At 63.2% G+C, this 20,404-nt stretch carries 23 protein-coding genes; 10 read left to right on the top strand and 13 right to left on the bottom strand.

The features are described 5' to 3' along the window. Window positions 1-106: 106 nt before the first annotated feature. Window positions 107-451, bottom strand: coding sequence for a RidA family protein (locus tag PCJ21_RS12260; protein ID WP_269931685.1), 345 nt, complete (start codon window positions 449-451; stop codon window positions 107-109). A 206-nt stretch (window positions 452-657) separates the two neighbouring features. Between PCJ21_RS12260 and aztA the strand changes: the two genes are divergently transcribed. The 4 genes from aztA to PCJ21_RS12240 all read left to right on the top strand — a co-directional run bounded on the left by aztA (window position 658) and on the right by PCJ21_RS12240 (window position 4,027). Continuing rightward, window positions 658-1,497 carry a zinc ABC transporter ATP-binding protein AztA gene (gene aztA, locus PCJ21_RS12255; RefSeq protein ID WP_269931684.1) on the top strand — a complete coding sequence of 280 codons (840 nt, stop codon included), beginning with the start codon at window positions 658-660 and terminating at the stop codon, window positions 1,495-1,497. Window positions 1,498-1,499: 2 nt separating this feature from the next. Then, window positions 1,500-2,366 carry a zinc ABC transporter permease AztB gene (gene aztB, locus PCJ21_RS12250; RefSeq protein WP_269931683.1) on the top strand — a complete coding sequence of 289 codons (867 nt, stop codon included), beginning with the start codon at window positions 1,500-1,502 and terminating at the stop codon, window positions 2,364-2,366. A gap of 35 nt (window positions 2,367-2,401) precedes the next feature. Continuing rightward, a complete protein-coding gene (gene aztC, locus PCJ21_RS12245; RefSeq protein WP_269931682.1) occupies window positions 2,402-3,340 on the top strand; it encodes a zinc ABC transporter substrate-binding protein AztC in 939 nt (312 codons plus the stop codon). A 348-nt stretch (window positions 3,341-3,688) separates the two neighbouring features. After that, window positions 3,689-4,027 (top strand): TIGR01244 family sulfur transferase, encoded by a 339-nt coding sequence (locus tag PCJ21_RS12240; RefSeq protein WP_269931681.1) that lies wholly within the window; start codon window positions 3,689-3,691, stop codon window positions 4,025-4,027. 8 nt (window positions 4,028-4,035) lie between these two features. Here the strand turns inward: PCJ21_RS12240 and PCJ21_RS12235 are convergent, their stop codons facing one another. From PCJ21_RS12235 to PCJ21_RS12205, 7 genes are all read right to left on the bottom strand, one after another. Beyond that, window positions 4,036-4,575 carry a DinB family protein gene (locus PCJ21_RS12235; protein ID WP_269931680.1) on the bottom strand — a complete coding sequence of 180 codons (540 nt, stop codon included), beginning with the start codon at window positions 4,573-4,575 and terminating at the stop codon, window positions 4,036-4,038. Window positions 4,576-4,594: 19 nt separating this feature from the next. Continuing rightward, window positions 4,595-5,347, bottom strand: coding sequence for a 2-keto-4-pentenoate hydratase (locus PCJ21_RS12230; protein ID WP_269931679.1), 753 nt, complete (start codon window positions 5,345-5,347; stop codon window positions 4,595-4,597). Next, on the bottom strand, window positions 5,313-6,230 hold the full coding sequence (locus tag PCJ21_RS12225) for an MBL fold metallo-hydrolase (protein ID WP_269931678.1): 918 nt from the start codon (window positions 6,228-6,230) through the stop codon (window positions 5,313-5,315). Before PCJ21_RS12225 ends, PCJ21_RS12230 begins: the two co-directional genes overlap by 35 nt. Before the next feature lie 101 nt (window positions 6,231-6,331). Next, window positions 6,332-6,835 (bottom strand): HPP family protein, encoded by a 504-nt coding sequence (locus PCJ21_RS12220; RefSeq protein WP_269931677.1) that lies wholly within the window; start codon window positions 6,833-6,835, stop codon window positions 6,332-6,334. Window positions 6,836-6,941: 106 nt separating this feature from the next. After that, the gene (gene tdh, locus PCJ21_RS12215) at window positions 6,942-7,976 is read right to left on the bottom strand and encodes an L-threonine 3-dehydrogenase (protein ID WP_269931676.1); all 1,035 of its coding nucleotides are present in this window, start codon (window positions 7,974-7,976) and stop codon (window positions 6,942-6,944) included. Window positions 7,977-8,030: 54 nt separating this feature from the next. Continuing rightward, window positions 8,031-9,218 (bottom strand): glycine C-acetyltransferase, encoded by a 1,188-nt coding sequence (locus PCJ21_RS12210; protein ID WP_269931675.1) that lies wholly within the window; start codon window positions 9,216-9,218, stop codon window positions 8,031-8,033. Between the two features lie 127 nt (window positions 9,219-9,345). Further along, window positions 9,346-9,837, bottom strand: a complete 492-nt coding sequence (locus PCJ21_RS12205; RefSeq protein WP_269931674.1) for a cupin domain-containing protein — start codon at window positions 9,835-9,837, stop codon at window positions 9,346-9,348. Window positions 9,838-10,082: 245 nt separating this feature from the next. Between PCJ21_RS12205 and PCJ21_RS12200 the strand changes: the two genes are divergently transcribed. Together PCJ21_RS12200 and PCJ21_RS12195 are read left to right on the top strand one after the other, a co-directional pair. Further along, window positions 10,083-10,340 carry a hypothetical protein gene (locus tag PCJ21_RS12200; protein ID WP_269931673.1) on the top strand — a complete coding sequence of 86 codons (258 nt, stop codon included), beginning with the start codon at window positions 10,083-10,085 and terminating at the stop codon, window positions 10,338-10,340. Window positions 10,341-10,399: 59 nt separating this feature from the next. Then, a complete protein-coding gene (locus tag PCJ21_RS12195) occupies window positions 10,400-10,585 on the top strand; it encodes a hypothetical protein (protein ID WP_269931672.1) in 186 nt (61 codons plus the stop codon). A 53-nt stretch (window positions 10,586-10,638) separates the two neighbouring features. Here the strand turns inward: PCJ21_RS12195 and PCJ21_RS12190 are convergent, their stop codons facing one another. Together PCJ21_RS12190 and PCJ21_RS12185 are read right to left on the bottom strand one after the other, a co-directional pair. Next, complete coding sequence (locus tag PCJ21_RS12190) at window positions 10,639-11,280, bottom strand: cupin domain-containing protein (protein WP_269931671.1); 642 nt, start codon at window positions 11,278-11,280, stop codon at window positions 10,639-10,641. Between the two features lie 75 nt (window positions 11,281-11,355). Next, the gene (locus PCJ21_RS12185; RefSeq protein WP_269931670.1) at window positions 11,356-12,558 is read right to left on the bottom strand and encodes an acyl-CoA dehydrogenase; all 1,203 of its coding nucleotides are present in this window, start codon (window positions 12,556-12,558) and stop codon (window positions 11,356-11,358) included. 120 nt (window positions 12,559-12,678) lie between these two features. Between PCJ21_RS12185 and PCJ21_RS12180 the strand changes: the two genes are divergently transcribed. Continuing rightward, on the top strand, window positions 12,679-13,578 hold the full coding sequence (locus tag PCJ21_RS12180; RefSeq protein WP_269931669.1) for a LysR family transcriptional regulator: 900 nt from the start codon (window positions 12,679-12,681) through the stop codon (window positions 13,576-13,578). Here the strand turns inward: PCJ21_RS12180 and PCJ21_RS12175 are convergent. Next, entirely contained in the window at window positions 13,568-15,613 is a 2,046-nt protein-coding gene (locus PCJ21_RS12175; protein ID WP_269931668.1) for an NADH:flavin oxidoreductase, read from the bottom strand. The two genes, PCJ21_RS12180 and PCJ21_RS12175, sit on opposite strands and share 11 nt — an antisense overlap. 113 nt (window positions 15,614-15,726) lie before the next feature. Between PCJ21_RS12175 and queF the strand changes: the two genes are divergently transcribed. Next, the gene (queF, locus tag PCJ21_RS12170) at window positions 15,727-16,188 is read left to right on the top strand and encodes a preQ(1) synthase (protein WP_269931667.1); all 462 of its coding nucleotides are present in this window, start codon (window positions 15,727-15,729) and stop codon (window positions 16,186-16,188) included. A gap of 25 nt (window positions 16,189-16,213) precedes the next feature. Here the strand turns inward: queF and PCJ21_RS12165 are convergent, their stop codons facing one another. Both PCJ21_RS12165 and PCJ21_RS12160 read right to left on the bottom strand, forming a co-directional pair. Then, window positions 16,214-16,609 (bottom strand): nuclear transport factor 2 family protein, encoded by a 396-nt coding sequence (locus tag PCJ21_RS12165; protein WP_269931771.1) that lies wholly within the window; start codon window positions 16,607-16,609, stop codon window positions 16,214-16,216. Beyond that, window positions 16,609-18,174: a trimethylamine methyltransferase family protein gene (locus PCJ21_RS12160; RefSeq protein WP_269931666.1), complete on the bottom strand. Its 1,566-nt coding sequence runs from the start codon at window positions 18,172-18,174 to the stop codon at window positions 16,609-16,611. Before PCJ21_RS12160 ends, PCJ21_RS12165 begins: the two co-directional genes overlap by 1 nt. Window positions 18,175-18,265: 91 nt before the next feature. Between PCJ21_RS12160 and PCJ21_RS12155 the strand changes: the two genes are divergently transcribed. Further along, the gene (locus PCJ21_RS12155; RefSeq protein ID WP_269931665.1) at window positions 18,266-19,168 is read left to right on the top strand and encodes a LysR substrate-binding domain-containing protein; all 903 of its coding nucleotides are present in this window, start codon (window positions 18,266-18,268) and stop codon (window positions 19,166-19,168) included. 282 nt (window positions 19,169-19,450) lie between these two features. Next, window positions 19,451-20,404, top strand: a complete 954-nt coding sequence (locus PCJ21_RS12150) for a hypothetical protein (protein WP_269931664.1) — start codon at window positions 19,451-19,453, stop codon at window positions 20,402-20,404.

Here is a 20,404-nt window from a genome sequence, read left to right as displayed (position 1 = left end):
CTGGAATTGCGCTAGGCACCTTCAAACAAGAACGCCGCACGTCCAGGGACGCGCGGCGTTGATGCGAAATGCCTGCCGAGAACGCGAACGCCCCCGGCTGGACGCGTCAGGCGGCAGCCGTGACGATGATCTCGACCTTGTATTCCGGCGCGGCGAGCTTGGCTTCGCCGGTGGCGCGCGCAGGCGTGTTGCCCTGCGGCACCCAGCCATCCCACACCGAGTTCATTTCGGCGAAGGTCGACATGTCGTCGAGCCAGATGATGGCCTGCAGGATCTTGGTCTTGTCAGTGCCGGCCTTGGCCAGTAGCGCGTCGATCTCGGCGAGGATCGCCTTGGTCTGAGCGGCGACGCTTTCGCCCGGCGCGCCAACCTGGCCGGCCAGGTAGACGGTGTTGTTGTGGATGACGATCTGGCTCATGCGCGGGCCGACATCGATACGACGAATGCTCATGGTGGTCTCCTTCCGTTGGGGTGGCGCCCTTGTAGATTTCGCAAGCCCTTGGACGCAAGGCCGCAATGGCCAAATTCCGTGGTCCAGCCGCCGTCACAGCCGTTTTCACCAGCCAAATCCACGACATTGTCGCGGCGGCCGCGTTGACTAATGTAATAACATCACATATCCAGTCTCCATATTATCAGTCGCAGCAAGACACGCCGATGACCGACGCCTGCCTGACATTCAAGGACCTGACCCTTGGCTACAACAGCCATCCAGCGGTCCATCACCTGAACGGCTCGATCCGCACCGGGTCGCTGACCGCTATTGTTGGCGCCAACGGTTCGGGCAAATCGACCTTGATGAAGGGAATCGTCGGCGTGCTGAAGCCGATGGCGGGCAGTTGCACCATTTCGCCGGGCAAGCGCATCGCCTACCTGCCGCAGCAATCGGAGCTCGACCGCAGCTTTCCCGCCCGCGTCATCGATCTCGTATCACTCGGGCTTTGGCCTCGCCGCGGATTGCTCGGCCGCTTTACCCGCGACGATCGCGAGGCGGTCGCCAAGGCGCTGATGGCCGTTGGTCTCGAAGGCTTCGAGAAGCGGGCGATCGATACCCTGTCTGGCGGCCAGCTGCAGCGCGCGCTGTTTGCCCGCGTGCTCGTCCAGGACGCCGACATCATCCTGCTCGACGAGCCGTTCAATGCCGTCGACGCCAAGACGGTCGGCGATCTCATCGCGCTCATCAAGCGCTGGCACGGCGAGAACCGTACGGTGATGGTGGTCGCGCACGATCTCGAACTGGTTCGCGCCAATTTTCCCGACACGCTGCTGCTTGCCCGCCATCCCGTTGCCTGGGGCAAGACCCTCGACACGCTGAGGTCCGAAAACCTGCTGAAGGCACGCCGTTTCGACGAGGCCTGGCACGACGATGCACCGTGGTGCGAGCCGGTCCACGGCCATTCGCATGACCATGCGCACGACCACGACGACCACCATCATCATGAGCATGGCGACGTCCACGACCGCCCCGACCATGAATCCGGCCCGCGGGCAGCCTGACCATGTATGATTTCCTGATCGCTCCCTTTGCCGAATTCGGCTTCATGCAGCGCGCCCTTGCCGGGTCTCTGATGCTGGCGCTCGGTGCCTGCCCGGTCGGCGTGTTCCTGATGCTGAGGCGCATGAGCCTGACCGGTGACGCGATGGCCCACGCCATCCTGCCGGGGGCCGCCGCCGGCTTCCTGCTCTACGGCTTGCAGATCGTTCCGATGACCATAGGCGGGCTGATCGCCGGGGTCATCGTGGCGCTCGGCGCCGGTGCCGTGTCGCGCTTCACGGTGCAGCGCGAAGACGCCTCGATGGCGGCCTTCTACCTGATTTCGCTGGCGCTCGGCGTGCTCATCGTGTCGCTGCGCGGCTCGAGCGTCGATCTGATGCATGTGCTGTTCGGCACCGTGCTGGCGCTCAATGACGACGCCTTGACGCTGATCGCGCTGATTTCTGGCATCACCTTGCTGACGCTGGCGATCTTCTGGCGCGCGTTGGTCACCGAATGCCTCGACCCGCTGTTCCTGCGTTCGGTCAGCCGGCTGGGCACGCCGGTGCACTTCATCTTCCTTGGCCTTGTCGTGCTCAATCTCGTTGGCGGGTTCCAGGCGCTTGGCACGTTGCTTTCGGTCGGGCTGATGATGCTGCCGGCTGCGGCCGCCCGCTTCTGGACGGCGCGGGTCGAGCCGATGTGCCTGGTTGCGTTCCTGTTTGGCGCCGTGTCGTGCATTGCCGGACTGCTGATCTCGTATCACGCCTCCCTGCCCTCAGGCCCGGCGATCATTCTGTCGGCCGGCGTGATCTACCTGGCGTCCATCTTCTTCGGCACGCGCGGCGTCTTCAACACCAAGCTTCGCCGCCATCGCCACCGCACCGCCTGATTTCGATTTTCTGGTCCCCAAGACGGGAGAACTTCATGCTGACAAAGATTGCTTTCGCCTCCGCGATGAGCGTTATAACATTAAATTTCTGGTCCGCTTCCGCTTCGGCGGAGCCGTTGAAGGTGGTGGCGAGCTTCTCGATCATCGGCGACCTCGCCAACAATGTTGGCGGCGACCGCATCGAACTGACAACGCTCGTCGGCCCTGACGGCGACGCCCATGTCTACGAACCCTCGCCGGCCGATGCCGTCAGCATGTCCAGGGCAGATGTGGTTCTGGTCAACGGCCTGAATTTCGAAGGTTTCCTCAAGCGGCTGGTAGAGGCGAGCGCGACCAAGGCGTCCGTCGTCGAGTTGACCAAGGGCGTCATGCCGCGGAAGATGCAGGAAGCGCACGACCACGCCGCCGAAGGCGAACAGGCCGATGACGGTCACGACCACGGCGATATCGATCCGCACGCGTTCCAGTCGATCGCCAACGCCAAGGTCTATGTGAAGAACATTGCCGACGCCTTTTGTGCGGCCGATGCGTCGGGCTGCGACACCTACAAGGCGAATGCCGCGGCCTATGCCGGCAAGCTCGATGCGGCAGAGGCAGACGTGAAGGCCACGGTCGAAGCCATTCCCGCAACCAAACGCGCCATCATCACTTCGCACGACGCCTTCGGCTATTTCGAAGACGCCTATGGGCTGACCTTCCTTGCACCGGAAGGCATTTCGACCGAAGCGGAAGCGTCGGCAGCCGATGTCGCCGCCCTGATCAAGCAGGTGCGCGGCGACGCGGCATCCGCCATCTTCGTCGAGAACATCACCAATCCAAGGCTGATCGAGCAGATTTCCGCCGAAACCGGCGTCAAGGTCGGCGGAACACTCTATTCGGACGCACTGTCCAGGGTTGACGGGCCGGCTGCGACCTACATCGACATGATGACCGGCAACATCGCCACGATACGGAAGGCGATCGAAGGTGATTGAGGACGCCCGCCCGAGCACCGTTCGTCACGACATATCAGCACGTTAGAGCGCAATTCACGTAATCTGATTCAACACCCTGGCGTGCCGGGATCCCCATCCCCGATCAGCCTGCAAACGGCGGGATCACTCGTCTCTTGCCCTCAGCCTCCATGTAACGCAATAACATTTGGAGTTTCAGCCTCGTCGCCATCGGTGGTTCGGGCGAAGCTCACTGAGCACACGGCGCCGGCTTCCGGGCCGGCGCTTCGCCTCGAACGCATCTCAACAGCTGTTGCCCCGATGCGCCGACAGTGGCAAGACTGGCGCGCCGACCCGCCGCGTCGGCGGCCAACATTCTGCGAGGACACCATGGAATACCGCCAGATCACCGAGGAGTACTCGGTTTCCGGCCAGATCGAGCCGGACGAAGTTGCAGCCATCAAGGCTGCCGGCTTCAAGAGCGTCATCTGCAATCGCCCCGACAATGAGCAGCCAGGCCAGCCTTCGGCCGACAGCGTCAAGGCGGCTGTCGAAGCTGCAGGCCTGACGTTCCGCTACATTCCGGTAATCAGTGGCCAGATGACCGGCGACAATGTCGCCGACATGGCGGACGCACTGGACGAGATGGAGGGCCCGGTCTTCGCCTATTGCCGCTCCGGCACGCGCTGCACCAACCTCTATCTGGCGATTCAGCAGAACAAGGGCTGACTTCTTCGTCAGCCTAACCCCAGCCGCTCGACCTCCTCGCCACGAAACCTCAGGTCGTAGTCGAGAAAGAACTCGTCGAGCGGCGGCGGCGCGACCGAGGTGCCCGACAACATCGCGTGGACCTGCCCGCGATGATGGATTTCATGAAGAAACAGATGCGCCAGAAGGTCGCCGATACGCTCGGGGATCTGGCCTGCTTCACCGCGGTCCGACAGGACGTGGCGGTCAAGATCGGCTTCGCCGAGACGGTCGCAACAGGCGACAAGTCGCCGATCGAACGCCCCCTGCGCCTTGGCGAGCGCTGCGGGATCGTCAAAATCGACAAAGCGGTGGAAAACCTTCCGCCCCTCACCGCCCTCCTCGATCATGTCGAGGTAATACAGGTCGACCGAGAGGATGTGGTTGAGCGTCTCCCTGAGCGAGGGAAAGAAGCTCGTGCGTTCGGCTTCGAACTCGCCGGGCTGCAACGCTGCCATGGCGCGGTAAATGCGGTCGTTGGACCACAGATTGTTCCGCGCCATGCGGCGGAAATGTTCGCTCATCCGCATGACGGCCGGGCCCGAGCGCTCAGGGCAAAGGCTGTTCGAAACGGCCGACAAGCCGTTCGATGGCACCGAAAATCGAGTGACCGGCCTTGTCCTTCATTTCAACCCGCACCGTATCGCCAAGCGAGACCGCAAGCGTTTCGACCTGCCCCCTGACGACAGCGCCTGCAATCAACGAACGTCCTGCGGCCGCCTCGGCGATCAGCTTCGGAAAGTTGGTCGACCCCGTCGAAGCCACGGTGCGCGCACCGGCGAAAAGGGGAAGATGCACCGCGCCATCCCAGGCGGCCCCGAGCTCGTCGGTTGTCACTGCAACTGGCGACAGGGCCGACGTGCCGATCTGGCCACCGTCCAGCACGGTGTCGACGCAAAGCACGACGAGCGCGACGGACTCGAGCGCCGACGCCTCGCTTGCGCCCATGGCGACATCCGCCACAACCACCGCCGCGGCCGCTTCGACCTTGGCGTCGCGGGCCTTGCCGGCAAGCTCGATGGCATCGCGCGGGCCAACGATGGCGTCGCCGCCACCGACTCGCTGGAATGCCCTGGGCAGCGGCGAATGCGCGTCATGCTCGTGAAAGCGCGCGGAGGGTACCGAGCCAACCTCCAGGGACTGCGCGAGCGACGCCAGATGTGGCGAAATCCGTCGCCAATCGTCGAGCGCGGCCTGCAGGCTTGGTACGAGGAAGGATGCGTCGGTGTAGCGCGTCAGGTCACGCGATACGACGACCAGTTTGCCGTCACGCGAGCCGTTCTTCAGCGTTGCCAGTTTCATCTCGATCCTCCCGAATCCCGATATGGTCGCCCCCGAGTGCAACAACATGCCCGTCGTGACCGATCGTCAAGGGACCTGCCCAGGTTTTCCTGACAGCCTCGATCCAGTGGGCCTCGCTGATCTCGGCATCGTCGGCCGGAATGAGGTGGTTGAGCACGAGGCGGCCGACCCGGGCGCGCGCCCCAATCTCGCCGGCCTCGCCGGCCAGGCTGTGGCTGGCCATCAGGTGTTGCCTCAGCCGCGCGCCATTGCCGGTGCGCGCGACCAGTCGCTCGACGCCCTCCTCGAGCATGGCCTCGTGCAAGAGGATGTCGACGCCGCGCGCGAATTCGGCGAGCGGCGGGAAGAAGGCGGTGTCGGCGGAAAAGACGACGCTCTTGCCTTCGCAATCGAAGCGCAGGGCAAAGCAATCGGTCACCGGCGGATGATCGACGCGCAGCGCCGTCACCCGAACATCGCCTTCGAGGGTGACGTCCCCTTCATCGAACTCGACAATCTCGACCATGGCGCGCAGGTCCGGACGCCCCTCATCGTCGATGCGGGTTTCGATATCGAATTCAAGCGCTTGCAGGAACCCACGCCAGTATTGATTCAAGCCGGCCGGGCCGAATACCTTGACCGGGGTGGCGAGTCCGGCGGTCCATGCGGTGTGGATGAGTGGGCCGAGCTCCAGCACATGATCGGAATGCAGGTGGGTGACGAAGATCAGGTCGAGCGCCTTGAGGGCAACCCCGGCATCGGTCAGTCCGCGCGTCACGCCCAATCCGCAATCGACGACGATGGTTCGGCCGCCCAGCTCAAGAAGTGTCGATGTCGGCCACGGTCCGCCCGGGCGGATCGCCGGGCCACCCTTGGTTCCAAGCAAGACGAGGCGGTCGCTCATGCGCCCGCGTCCGAATTCAAGTTGCGCCGATGCCTCATGCCAAAGCTCTCCCTGACGCCCAAGCTAGAGCGCGGCCGGCGATCAAGGCAATATGAAAAGCGTCAGTCGACGCGGCGCGGGTACTGGGCGCGCGGCGGAATCCAGTGATGCACCAGCGCCAGCACCAGCAGGCTGACGCAACTCAGCAGCACGACGATGAACAGCGTGCTGCCATGATAGGGCGTGGCTGTCGCCACCAGAGGGATCGCTCCTGCCGGGGGGTGGGTGACACGGAACATCAGCATCAAGGCAATCGACACGCCGACCGCCACCGCCGACACTTCCCAAAGGCCGGGGAACGTCATCGCAGCCGCCACGCCGATCAGCGTGGCGATGAAATAGCCAGCGAAGATGTTGATCGGCTGCGCCAAGGGGCTGGCAGGCTGACCGAACAAAAGCACCGCAGTCGCGCCCAGCGGCGCGATCAACATCGGCAGGCCGGTGAACGATGCCAGGCCGCCTACGGCGGCCAGGCCGACAACCGCGCCCGACCCCGACTTGAGGTGCGACAGGAACTGCCCTTTCGGCTCATGCCGGGCGGTCAAGGTACGAATGTGGCGGCGCATCGGCATATCCAGTCGAACAGCGAGCCTCGATAGCAAATCGCAGGCCCGACTGACAATGCGCTTTTGTTCGAAAAATTCGCCTTACAGTGAAATTTCTTTCCTTACGTCACCAATCCATCACGACCTTGCCGGAATTGCCGCTGCGCATGGCGTCGAAACCAGCCTGAAAGTCGTCGATGCCGATGCGATGGGTGATCAGGCCGCTCACGTCAAGCGGCCCCTGGACCAGCGCGATCATCTTGTACCAGGTCTCGAACATCTCTCGACCATAGATGCCCTTGAGATGCAGCATCTTGAAGATGACCTTGTTCCAGTCGATCTCGAAACCGGTCGGCGCAATGCCGAGAATGGCGATCTTGCCGCCATTGTTCATGGTGTCGATCATGTCGCGGAAGGCGACGGCGGAACCGGACATCTCAAGACCCACATCGAAGCCCTCGGTCATGCCTTCGTCGCGCATCACATCGCGCAGCTTTTCCTTGGACGCGTCGACGACATGACGGACGCCCAGTTTCCTGGCCAGTTCCAGACGCACGGGGTTGATGTCGGTGATAACGACCTTGCGGGCGCCGACGCACTGCGCCACCAGCGCGCCCATGATGCCAATGGGGCCGGCGCCGGTCACCAGCACGTCCTCGCCGACCAGGTCGAACGACAGCGCGGTGTGCACGGCGTTGCCGAGCGGGTCGAAGATGGCTGCGACCTCGTCGGGCACATCGTCGGGGATCGGCACGACGTTGTGTTGCGGGATCGCCAGAAATTCGGCGAACGAGCCGGGACGATTGACCCCGACACCGAGCGTGTTGCGGCACAAATGGCCGCGCCCGGCGCGGCAGTTGCGGCAGTGGCCGCAGACGATGTGCCCTTCGCCCGAGACGCGCTGGCCGACCTTGTAGTCCTTCACCGCCGTGCCGAAATCCACAACCGTCCCAACGAACTCGTGGCCGGTCACCATCGGCACCGGCACCGTCTTTTGGGCCCATTCGTCCCAGTTATAGATATGAACGTCGGTGCCGCAGATCGCCGATTTCCTGACCTTGATCAGCACGTCGTTCGGCCCGATCTCGGGCATTGGCACTTCTTCCATCCAGATTCCGGGTTCGGCCTTCGCCTTCACCAGCGCGCGCATCATGTTCGACATCGTTTAGTCCTCGGAATCCCTTGATCCAGAATCACTTTTCCAAGTGCGGTCGTTTCAGGAAATAACGCCCAATTCGCGTCCAACCTCACCAAAAGCCGCAACGGCCCTATCGATATCCGCAGTCGAATGCGCCGCCGACATCTGGGTGCGGATACGCGCCTGCCCCTTTGGCACCACCGGGAAGGAGAAGCCGATGACATAGATGCCGCGCTTCAGCATGCGCGCCGCCATTTCCTGGGCGAGTGTTGCATCGCCAAGCATGACGGGGATGATCGGATGATCGGCACCGGCGAGCTTGAAACCGAGATTGCCCATGCCGGACCTGAAGCGGGCCGCGTTGTCATAAAGCTTTTCACGCAAGGTCCCACCTTCGGCGATGAGCTCCAGCACTCTGATCGACGCGCCGGCGATGGAGGGCGCCAGCGTGTTCGAGAAAAGATACGGGCGCGAGCGCTGGCGCAACCAGTCGACGACCTCGCGCTTGCCCGACGTGTAGCCGCCGGAGGCGCCGCCGAGCGCCTTGCCGAGCGTTCCGGTGATGATGTCGACCCGGCCCTCGACGCCGCAATGCTCCGGCGTGCCACGACCGTTAGCACCAACGAACCCGACGGCATGGCTGTCGTCGACCATCACCATCGCACCGTACTTGTCGGCTAGATCGCAGACGCCCGTCAGGTTGGCGATTATGCCATCCATCGAGAACACGCCATCTGTGGCGATCAGCTTGAAGCGGCTGCCCTCGGCCTTCTTCAACTCTGCCTCGAGCGCGGCCATGTCGTTGTTGGCGTAGCGGAAGCGCTTGGCCTTGGACAAGCGCACGCCATCAATGATCGAGGCGTGGTTCAGCGCATCCGAGATGATTGCGTCTTCTTCGCCCAACAGCGTTTCGAAAAGCCCGGCATTGGCGTCGAAGCATGACGAATAGAGGATCGTGTCCTCGGTGCCGAGGAAGGCCGACAGCTTTGCCTCGAGCTCCTTGTGCTCTTCCTGCGTGCCGCAGATGAACCGCACCGAAGCCATGCCGTAGCCGTAGCGATCAAGCGCCTTTTTGGCGGCGTCGCGCAAATCATGGCTGTCGGCGAGTCCGAGATAATTGTTGGCGCAGAAGTTCAGTACCTTTTCGCCGGCAACCTCGATCTCTGCCGACTGCGTCGAGGTGATGACGCGCTCGGACTTGTAAAGGCCTGCCTGTTTCAGGCCTTCGAGTTCCGAGGACATGTGCTCCAGGAACGCTTTGGTCATCGACAGTTTCTCCTGCTTCGCTTTGGAAGCGGACTGTCGCGCGGCGCGGCTGAAAAATCCATGAAAAAGGCGACACCGATGACGACCGGGTGACGCTGTGCCGCGCCCGGTCGTCGTCGCGGATCGGCTAAGGCCGGTCGCTGGTCAGCGGGGCGCCGATGATGTCGATGCCGTTGCGTGCGCAAACCTCGGTAAGGGCCGCGATCACCTCAGGGGTAGGCATCTCCTGCGGCGGAATCTCCGCCCGTTCGGCCGGAACGCTGACCTCGCGCACCATGCGCTCGAAATCGCCGCGCGTCGTGATGGTCAGGCAGCGCGCGCCTTCGGCCGAGATGACGCGATAGCAGTGCGGTATGCCCTTCGGCGCGAGCAAGGTCTGGCCGGCGTGGCCGTAGAAGTCCTTGCCCTCGACGTTGAAGCGCATGACACCTTCGAGGATGTGGAACACCTCGTCCTCGTTCCGGTGGATGTGCAGCGGCGTGGCCGAACCGTAGGGCATCAGATGTTCGATGACGCTGATGGTGTCGGCACCGGCCTCGCCAGATACCTTTATGGTGGCGAGGGTGCCGTTGAACCACAACAATTCACCGTTGCTGTCCGTCTTCGCATTGATGGTCATAGTCTGTCCTTTTCGAGCAGCGCGGCGGGAAGAGCCGCGGTGGCCTCGGGTTAAAGCGCCACCGTATCCGTTCGAATTCGACAAAACCGAAAGCTGTATCCGTTATCTGAAACAATTCGCGCATTTTGCGAAAACAGCGCCAGCCGCGCCTGTCAGGATGCGACCTGGCCGTGCGCCGCTTCCCTGACTTCGAACGATTGCGCCTGGCGATCCTGCCTGTCGGATCAGCAGCGCCAGGGGACGACATGAGCGACGCCAGCATTTCGAGCATCCGCATCTTCCGGCAGTGGCAGCCGTTTCGTGGCGGCACCTGTCGTTGCTCCGGCGGGCGCAGCGCAGAAGGCTTCGATTCGACGATCGTCGAAATATCCAGCAGGGACGATGCGACCGGCTATGGCGAGATGGCCCCGCCGGGCAGCTTCCACGACCCCGCCTTCGCCGCCGGCGAGGCGATGAAGGAGCTGGCGCCGCAGTTTATGGGCAGCGAAGCATCGGGAACCTGAAGGTCACGATCGAGGATACGGGCGGTGCGCAAGTCGATACGGCAGCCTATGGCGGGCTGATGATGTCGACGCCGGAAAACCTGCGCCAGCACACGGTCGACTTCCACAACTGGGTGACGGTGGCCTCCGCCGGCGGCGACTTCGCCATCGCCGATGGTGCGATGGTTCCGCCACAGGGGCCGGGGCTCGGCCTGGCCGTCGATCCGCTGGCGTTCGACGAGCCATTGTTCAGCTGCAAGCTTTGAAATGAGTTGGCTGGACGGACACGCCCCCGCACCCGTCCAGCCGAGCATCGGCGCTATGGTAGCGGGGCGCCGATGACCTGAAACTTGTCGTGTGCAAAGCCACGCGGATCCTTCGCCAATCCGGCCTGCGGCATGAACGCATCTTCGGGCAGGCTCATTTCGCGGATCAGCTGCTCGAATTCACCGCCTTGGGTAACGACGAGACACGACGCGCCCTCCGCCGATTCGATCCGGAACGTGTGGGGCATGCCCTTGGGTGCCATCACCGTCTGGCCGGCATGTGCCAGGAAAGCCTTGCCGTCGACCTGGAAACGCATGCTGCCTTCCAGGATATGAATGATGTCATCGCCGCTGAGTTCGACATGGAGAGGGGTCGCACCTCCGCGCGGCATGCGGCACTGAATGATGCTGACCCCGTCATTTTCGGCGCTCGCCGGCACCCGGATGGTCATCAGGTTGTCGCCAAACCAAAGAACCCTGGCGGCGCTCCCGGTCTTCTCATGCGCGGTCATCGATGCTCCCCTGCCCTGCGACGCAAACTGTCGCGCAGTCCGGGAAGTAGCGATGCCTTGTAACCATTTGAAGCCGAGCAGCGCGGCTGATGTTACAGAGCCTGAAACAATACGCGCTCCAGGTGAATTATATTCGAACCAACTAAACCCAGAAGCGAATGCGTAGCGCAAATCCGCATTCAACAAACATGCCTCAATGTATGACGGCCGCAGGATCGCTCCCACGGCCGTCAAGGCAGAATTCAGATGAAATTCGGCTTAGAAGAACGCCTGCAGGCCGGTCTGGGCACGACCGAGGATGAGCGCATGCACGTCGTGCGTGCCCTCATAGGTGTTGACCGTCTCCAGGTTCTGCGCGTGGCGCATGATGTGGTAGCCGATCTGGATACCGTTGCCGCCATGCATATCGCGAGCGACGCGGGCGATGTCGAGCGCCTTGCCGCAGTTGTTGCGCTTGATGATCGAAATCATCTCGGGCGCGAACTTGCCCTCATCCATCAGGCGGCCGACGCGCAGCGAAGCTTGCAAGCCAAGCGTGATTTCGGTCTGCATGTCCGCCAGCTTCTTCTGGTAGAGCTGCATGCCGGCGAGCGGCTTGCCAAACTGCTTGCGGTCGAGGCCGTACTGGCGGGCGCGGTGCCAGCAGTCCTCGGCAGCGCCCATCGCCCCCCAGGAGATGCCGTAGCGGGCACGGTTGAGGCAGCCGAACGGCCCCTTGAGACCCGACACATTCGGCAACAGCGCGTCTTCGCCGACTTCGACGCCGTCCATGACGACTTCGCCGGTGATCGAGGCGCGCAGCGACAGCTTGCCGCCGATCTTCGGCGCCGACAGGCCCTTCATGCCTTTTTCCAGCACGAAACCGCGGATCTGGTTGTCGTGGGCTGCCGACTTGGCCCAGATGACGAACACGTCGGCGATCGGCGCGTTGGAAATCCACATCTTGGCGCCGGAGATCTTGTAGCCATTGGCCGTCTTTTCAGCGCGGGTCTTCATGCCGCCCGGATCGGAACCTGCGTCCGGCTCGGTCAGGCCGAAGCAGCCGATCCATTCGCCCGAAGCGAGCTTGGGCAGATACTTCTTGCGCTGTTCTTCCGAGCCATAGGCATAGATCGGGTACATCACCAGAGACGACTGCACTGACATCATCGAGCGATAGCCCGAATCGACGCGCTCGACTTCGCGCGCGACGAGGCCGTAGGTGACGTAGCTGGCGCCAAGGCCGCCATATTCCTCAGGAACGGTAATGCCGAGCAGGCCAGCCTCGCCCATTTCGCGGAAGATCGACGGATCGGCCTTCTCCTCGAGATAGGCCTCCTCGATGCGCGGAGCGAGCTTGTCGGCTGCAAACGCCGCCGCGCCGTCGCGCACCATGCGCTCGTCTTCGGTCAGCTGGTCTTCAATCAGGAAAGGGTCGGCCCACACAAAAGTGCCACCGCCTGCCGGGCTTGATCCGCTCATAGTTCCTCCGAAACAGTCAATTCGTTGGCCGCATCCTAGACCGCTTCGGCGGCTTTCGCTAACAAGTAATCTTGCAAAGTTGATGCATAAATCCGATCAACTTGGATCAGGGCCCTTCCCATGCGCCGCGCCTATGTACCAACGATTGCAGAGCTTGAGGCCTTTCGCGCCTGCGCCCGATACGGCACGACCATTCGCGCGGCCGATCAGCTCGGGCTGACGCAAAGCTCGGTCAGCCGCTCGATCGGGCAACTGGAAGACCGACTGGGCGTTGCGCTGTTTCATCGCGTCAGGCAGCGGCTGGCGCTGTCCGACGCCGGCCGGCGTTTTGCCCGCGACGCCGAGGCAATCCTCGACAGCCTGCATGAGGCTGCGGTTCGCACCATGGCCTTTGGCGGCCAGTCCGACGTGCTGAGCCTGGCAGTGCTGCCGACGCTGGCCGACCGCTGGCTCATTCCGCGCCTGGCGGGCTTTCACGCTGCGGCACCCCATGTCGCCATCGATCTGGCGGTGCGGCTGGAGCCGGTCGACCTCGAAACCGAAGCCTTCGACGCGGCCGTGCAACGCGGACCGGTCGAGCCGGGGCAGCCGGGACTTGTCCGCCTGTTCGATGAAGAGCTGGTCGTGGTGGCGGCGCCGGCACTTCTTGACGGCCGCGCCTCGCTAGACGATGCGGAACTGGCGGCGCTGCCGCTGCTTCAGCAATCGACGCGGCCGACGCTTTGGCTGCAATGGTTCCAGGCCGCCGGCGTCGACCCGCGCACCACCTTGCGCGGCCATCGCTTCGAACAATTCTCGATGGTGGTCGAGGCGGCCGTCGCCGGCCTTGGCGTAGCCCTGGTGCCGCAGGTGCTCGCCGAACGCGAGCTGGCGGCGGGCCTGCTTGCCATGGCCTCGCCCAACCGCATCGCCGGCGACTTTCCCTATCGCCTTGCCTTCCGCCCCGGCACCGAGGACCGGCCGGGGCTGCGCGAATTCGTGCGCTGGCTGACTGCAGAGGCGCAGCCGATCAGATCCTGAGGCCATAGCGGATGCCGTCATAGATGGCGGCGTGGATGTTGCGCGCCTGCACGGCATCGCCGATGCGCAGCAGCAGGAAGCGGCCGTTCGGATTGCCTTGCGGGAAGATATCGCCGCCCTGGATCAGGCGCTCATAGTCGATGGCGCCGGCGTTCTTCGACAGCGGCTTGAGCTCGAAATAGAGGTCATCAAGCGGTAGCGTGCCGTGTTCGACGACCACCTGGTCGACACGCCGTTCCTCGCTCCACCCCTTGGCGAAGTCGGAGGTCAGGGTCGCGACCAGCTGATTGCCGTCGCGCCGCACCTGTTGCAGCCGTGTGTTGACGGTGATCTTCACGCCGTTGCGGTGGAACGCCTCCATATAGGGTACGTGGTTCATGCCGCCGATCTCGGGGGCAAAGAAGCGCTCGGGCGTCAAAAGCTCGAGCTTGCTGCCGGCCTTGCCGATCAGCTCGGCCGCCGTCATGCCCTGGTGGCCGCCATTGTCGTCATAGAGCAGCACGTTCTCGGCCGGCTTGACGCTGCCGGCGATGATATCCCAGCTCGACGTCACGAGGTCGTCGCCGGCATCGAGCGGCGGGTTCTGCGGCAGGCCACCGGTGGCGATCACCACCGCATCCGGGCCGAGCGCCAGTACGTCGTCCACACCGGCCCAGATGTCGTAGCGGATCTCGACGCCGAGCCGCTCCAGCTCGGCCAGCCGCCAGTCGACGATGCCGATCAGCTCGCGCCGGCGCGGGTTCTGGGCTGCCAGCCGAACCTGGCCGCCTGCCTGGCTCGATGCTTCCAGCACTGTCACCTTGTGACCGCGCTCGGCCAACACCCGCGCCGCTTCGAGACCGGCTGCACCGGCGCCGACCACGACGACATTGCGCAGCGGGCCGTCGGTGCGGGCAATGACATGCGGGATCGTCGCTTCGCGGCCGGTGGCGGCATTGTGGATGCACAGCGCACCACCGCCTTCGTAGATGCGGTCGAGGCAGTAGGTGGCGCCGACGCAGGGCCTGATCCGGTGCTCCTCGCCGGCCATCACCTTGGCCGTGATATGCGGGTCGGCGATGTGGGCGCGCGTCATGCCGACCATGTCGAGTTTGCCGGCGGCAATCGCATGACGAGCGGTGGCGACATCCGAGATGCGCGCGGCATGGAAGACCGGAAACTTGGTCGCGGCCCTCACCTCGCCGGCAAAATCGAGATGCGGCGACGCTGCCATGCCATGAATGGGGATCACGCCGGTCAGCGCGGCATCGGTGTCGATATGGCCGCGGATGATGTTGAGGAAATCGAACTTTCCCGACGACGCCAGGCGTCGGGCGATCTCGACGCCCTCCTCGCGCGAAAGACCCTTGTCCATGTCCTCGTCGGCGACCATGCGGATGCCGACAAGGAAATCCGGCCCGACGGCCGATCGCACCGCATCGATCACCCGCCGGGTGAAGCGCAGGCGATTGTCGAGGCTGCCACCATATTCGTCGTCGCGATGGTTGGTGGCCGGCGACCAGAAACCGTCGAGCAGATGGCCGTAAGCCTCGAATTCGATGCCGTCGAGCCCTGCCGCCTGCATGCGCTGGGCGGCCGAGGCATAGTCGGCGACGATGCGGTCGAGATCCCAGTCCTCAGCGGTTTTTGGGAATGTGCGGTGGGCGGCCTCGCGCACCGGCGAGGCACTGAGCACCGGCAGCCAGTCGGCCTTGTTCCAGGTGGTGCGCCGGCCGAGATGGGTCAGCTGGATCATCACCTTGCAATCGTGCTCGTGGCAGGCATCCGCCAGCTCTGACAGCCACGGCACGATGGCGTCGTCATAGGCATGCAGGTTGCCGAAGGCTGCCGGGCTGTCGCGCGAGACGATGGCCGACCCGGCCGTCATGGTCAGCGCCATTCCACCCTTGGCCTTCTCGGCGTGGTAGAGCCGGTAGCGCTCCTTGGGCATGCCGTCCTCGGAATAAGCCGGTTCATGGCTCGTCGACATGACACGGTTCTTGAGCCGCAGATGCTTGAGCTGGTAGGGTTGGAGAAGCGGATCGTTGCTCGTCATTGCCTTCCTGCATTATCAGGCGCTAATACACGCCACTTGAAAATCTGGCCCGTGCAGTCTGGCGCATGCCGCCTTTCAGGCAATGAGCCAGGCCAATTCAGAAGAGCCACCCAATGACCGTCACCGACACCCTCACCCAGCTTGGCACCCATGTTCAGACGCCGACTTCGCCCGAAGCCGCCGTGCTCGAAACCGTGCCCTACGAGCGCGTCGGCGGCCCACCCGCCATCGTGCGCTTCACCTGCCCGGAGTTCACCTCGCTGTGCCCGGTGACCGGCCAGCCCGACTTCGCCCACATCGTCATCGACTATGCCCCGGACCGGCTGCTGGTCGAATCCAAGTCGCTGAAACTGTTCATGGTTTCGTTCCGCAACCATGGCGCTTTCCACGAGGATTGCACGGTCATGATCGGTCGTCGCGTCGTCGAAGCGACAAAGCCGCTGTGGCTGCGCATCGCCGGCTACTGGTATCCGCGCGGCGGCATCCCGATCGACGTGTTCTGGCAGACCGGCACGCCGCCCGAGGGCTCCTGGCTGCCCGAAACAGGTGTCGCGCCCTATCGCGGGCGCGGCTGAACTGCTTCGACGCTCCGGCATATGCTCATGGCGCCACGGGGTCATCTTGCACCTCGACCTTGGCGATCCTGCCGCTTGCATCGAAATGCACCGTCTCCTCGCCGGACCTGACGAGCCGTGCGCCGGTGACGGCATGCGTCGCCTCGAGCCGCCAGCGCGACCAGGCGGAGCACGGCGAGCGTGCGGCCACCTCCTCGTCCTTGGAGACCTGGTCGCCATAGACGGCGAAATAGCCGCGAAACGCCGCCATGATCGCGTCGCGGCCGACAACGATTGCGCCGACGCCATCGGAGACATACTCGGCATCCGGCGCGAAGCAGGCCTCGATGGCCGCGAAGTCGAGGACGTCGATGGCGGCGTGGTAGTGCGTCAGCGCCGCAACGGGATCGAACGCGGTCTCATGCATATTGCCGGCGACCATCAATACCACGCGTCTTCCATCGACGCCTTCTTGCGCGTCATGAAGTCCTGCAGCGCCTCGTCGATGCCGGGGTCGAGCGGCGGCGCCTCATACTCGGCGAGCATCGTCTTCCAGCGCTTGTTGGCGCGCTTGGCCGCGTCGTCCGAGCCTGCCGCCTGCCACTTCTCATAGGGCTCGTTGTCGGCGATGGCCGAATCCCAGAAGGCCGTCTCGTAATTGGCCATGGTGTGGGCGCAGCCGAAGAAATGGCTGCCTGGGCCGACCTCGCGGAAGGCATCGAGCGCCAGCTGGTTGTCGTCGATCTTCACGCCGTCGAGATAGGTGTGCAGCGCACCGCAGAAATCGGCATCCATGACGAATTTTTCGTAGGACATGGACAAAAGCCCGTCGAGGAAGCCGGCGGAGTGCAGGATGAAGTTCGCACCGCAATGCACGGCGGCCAGCATCGACATGGTGCCCTCGTTCATGGCGTGGGCGTCGGGCAGCTTCGAGGTGGTGAAATTGCCGGAGCATCTGAGGGGTAGATTAAGCCTCCGCGCAAGCTGCCCAATGACCATTGAGCCGATGGCGGGCTCCGGCGTGCCGAAGGTCGGCGAGCCCGAGCGCAGCGACATCGACGACAGGAAGTTGCCGAAGATGACAGGCGCGCCGGGCCGTTCGAGCTGGGTCAGCGCACAGCCGGCCATGGTCTCGGCCAGCGACTGGGCGATGGCACCCGCATTGGTCACCGGCCCCATGGCGCCACCAAGGATGAAGGGCACGATCACCGCCGCCTGGTTGGCGCGGGCATAGGCGCGCAGCGCGGTGGTCATCGTCGCGTCCCAGACCAGCGGCGAATTGACGTTGACGTTGCCGAGGATGACGCAGTTCTGGTCGACGAACCTGTCGCCGAAGACGATGCGCGCCATATCGATGGAATCTTCCGCGCGGGCTTCCGAGGTCACCGAACCCATGAAACCGCGGTCGGAATAGCGGATGTGGCTGTAGACCATGTCGAGATGGCGCTTGTTGACCGGCACGTCGACCGGCTCGCAAATGGTGCCGCCGGAATGATGCAGCCAGGGCGAGGACTGCGCCAGCTTCACGAAATTGCGAAAATCCTCGATGGTCCCGTAGCGGCGGCCCTTGTCGAGATCCATGACGAAGGGCGAGCCATAGGCCGGCGAAAACACCACGCTCTTGCCGCCGATCTCCACCGAGCGTTCGGGATTTCTTGCGTGTTGAGTGAAGGTCGCAGGTGCGGTCTTGAGCACCTCGCGCAGCAGGCCGGGCTCGAACTTCACCAGCACGCCCTCGACCTTGGCTCCTGCCCGCCGCCAGTGATCGAGCGCAACGGGATCGTCGCGGAACTCGATGCCGATCTCGGCGAGGATCCTGTCGGCCGTCTGCTCGATGCGGACCAGGTTCTCCTCTGAGAGGATGTCGTAGGTCGGGATGTTCCTGACGATATAGGGTCGGCCATGCGCCTCGGGACCGTGCGAGCGCTGCTCGCGTCGGGCGTTGCGGCCACCACGCTCGCGGCGCTTGGCTGGCTCGGTCTGGGTTTCGGGCGCAATGACGTTCATGCATGGCTCCAAGGCGTTCCAGCATGAAGCTAGCCTTTGGATCGCGCGCTGTGACGCTTGAAAATCCTCATCATTTGCATAAGCTGCATTTATGCAAAGCCTGCGACACCTCCTGCCCTCAGCCGGCAGCCTGATCGTCTTCGAAGCCGCCGGGCGGCTGGCGAGCTTCACCGCCGCCGGCCGCGAGCTCGGCATGACCCAGGCCGCGGTCTCCTATGCGATCCGTGGCCTGGAGGACCAGTTCGGCGCCAAGCTGTTCCAGCGCCGCCACCGGCAGGTTCTGCTGACCGAGGCCGGCGAACGCTTCTATGCCGACGTCACGCTCGGCCTGTCGCATATCCGCAAGTCGGCGGAGGAGCTTCGCGCCCGCGCCGGCGGCATGCATGTGACGCTGTCGGCCTCCACCGCCTTTGCCTCGTTCTGGATGATGCCGCGGCTGCAGAAGTTCCGCGACGACCTGCCCGGCATCGACCTGCGCATCCAGACCGCCGACCGCGACCTCGACCTCATCGCCGAGGGTATCCCACTGGGCATCCGCGGCGGCGACGCCACCGACTGGCCCGACTACGAGTTACTGCAGATCGCGGACGAGGAGGTCTATCCGGTCGCCGGCCCAACCTATCTGGCGCGCGCCGGCACGCCCACGACACCGGCCGAGATGACGCTGCATCACTTGATCCACCTCGAAGAGCCTTATCGCCCAGCGACTAACTGGAACGAGTGGTTCCAGTCAGCCGGCGTGAACGGCGCTGTCGCCAAGCGCGGACTGGTCATCAACGACTATGTGCTCGTCATCCAGGCGGTCATGGAGGGCCAGGGCATCGCGCTCGGCTGGCGTCACCTCACCGACCGCCTGATCGCGGCGGGGCTACTGGTCAGGCTTTCCGATCACGTGATGATGACCGGCAAAGGCTTCCACGTCGCCTGGCCGAGGAACCGCGTCCTGAGCGAAAGCGCTGAAAAGGTGCGCGACTGGCTTGCGGCGCAGGCATAGAGCGTCCCCGCAGACTACGATTCCCACCGATATCACCTCGCCAAAGCTGTCCCGGCGCGACCGAATCCCGCTATAGTCTGGCGATGCCAATTCGCCAGCTTTCCGAAACGATGATCAACCAGATCGCCGCCGGCGAGGTCGTGGGGCTACACGGTGGCTAACAAGAACCTAGCTCCTGCAGATAGTCGTGTGAGACGTGCCCTGCTCAAGCCGCTCTCACCATCTAGGCGAGGCGGTCGCAAACATAATCTGCTTGAGGCACTAGGGCGACTTGATGAGCGCGTGCAGAGTGAAGACACCCTAAACAATATCAAGAAAATGTTGGATCGGCGGCATACGCCAAAACGGCCAAAGACAAACAAGGATACTGTCCGGCAGATCGCACTAGCCCAAGCTCTTTATGATTCTAGACGCATATCTCTGCACCAATATGTAGTAATGGCATCCTTTCCGGTAGAAGACATACACTCCAAACGCTGGCTTGGCAGAGAGTATGATGATGATCTCGCACCGCTCGTCGCAGCCATCGACGCGATCGAACGCACCGGGGGATTAGGCCCCAACGAGTACTGGGGAAGGAATGAAGGCCCGCCGGAGCACATAATTCTAAATCAGCAGTACGAAGATGTTCTTGACCAGAAATTTGAGAGTGCTCTTCGCGAATTTGGTCTCGACGACCTATCGCGAATGTATCGAGATGATCGAGAGCGTTTCGACAAACTGCGGGAGCGCGGACGCCGATCCGTCTTCCATGATGGCGAATACGAACTAGCTCTCAGAGATCTGGTAGATCAGTACGAGAGGGAAGCTCGCAAGGCTGCCAATGTAGGCGCATATACCGTGGCCATTGCCGGCCTCGGGGCAGGCATAGAAGGCTTGCTTTTACTTCGGTGCCTTCGTTCGCCAGTAAAATCGGCTAAAGCATCTAAGGAATTAGCGCGAAGACCAAAATCACCCAACGACCCTAAGACTTGGTCATTCGAAACCTTAATTGAGGTCTGTCTGTCGTGCGGATGGCTCCCTCCAATCGAAACGGCGATTGCAAGGTACGATACAGCCGCCTTGAGCCATATGCTTCGGCACATGCGGAACTACATACACCCTGCGAGAAGAGCGAGAGACAAACCCTGGGCTGAAACCGACGGGCGAGATTTTGCAGATGCTGAAGCCATCTATATCGTTCTGCTATCGACCTTAGCGAAAGGTCGGTCGACCAAAGCTAGAAAAGTTGATTGA

Source organism: Aminobacter sp. HY435, assembly GCF_027568395.1.
Taxonomy (GTDB): domain Bacteria; phylum Pseudomonadota; class Alphaproteobacteria; order Rhizobiales; family Rhizobiaceae; genus Aminobacter.
This window is presented reverse-complemented; position numbering and strand designations above follow the sequence as displayed.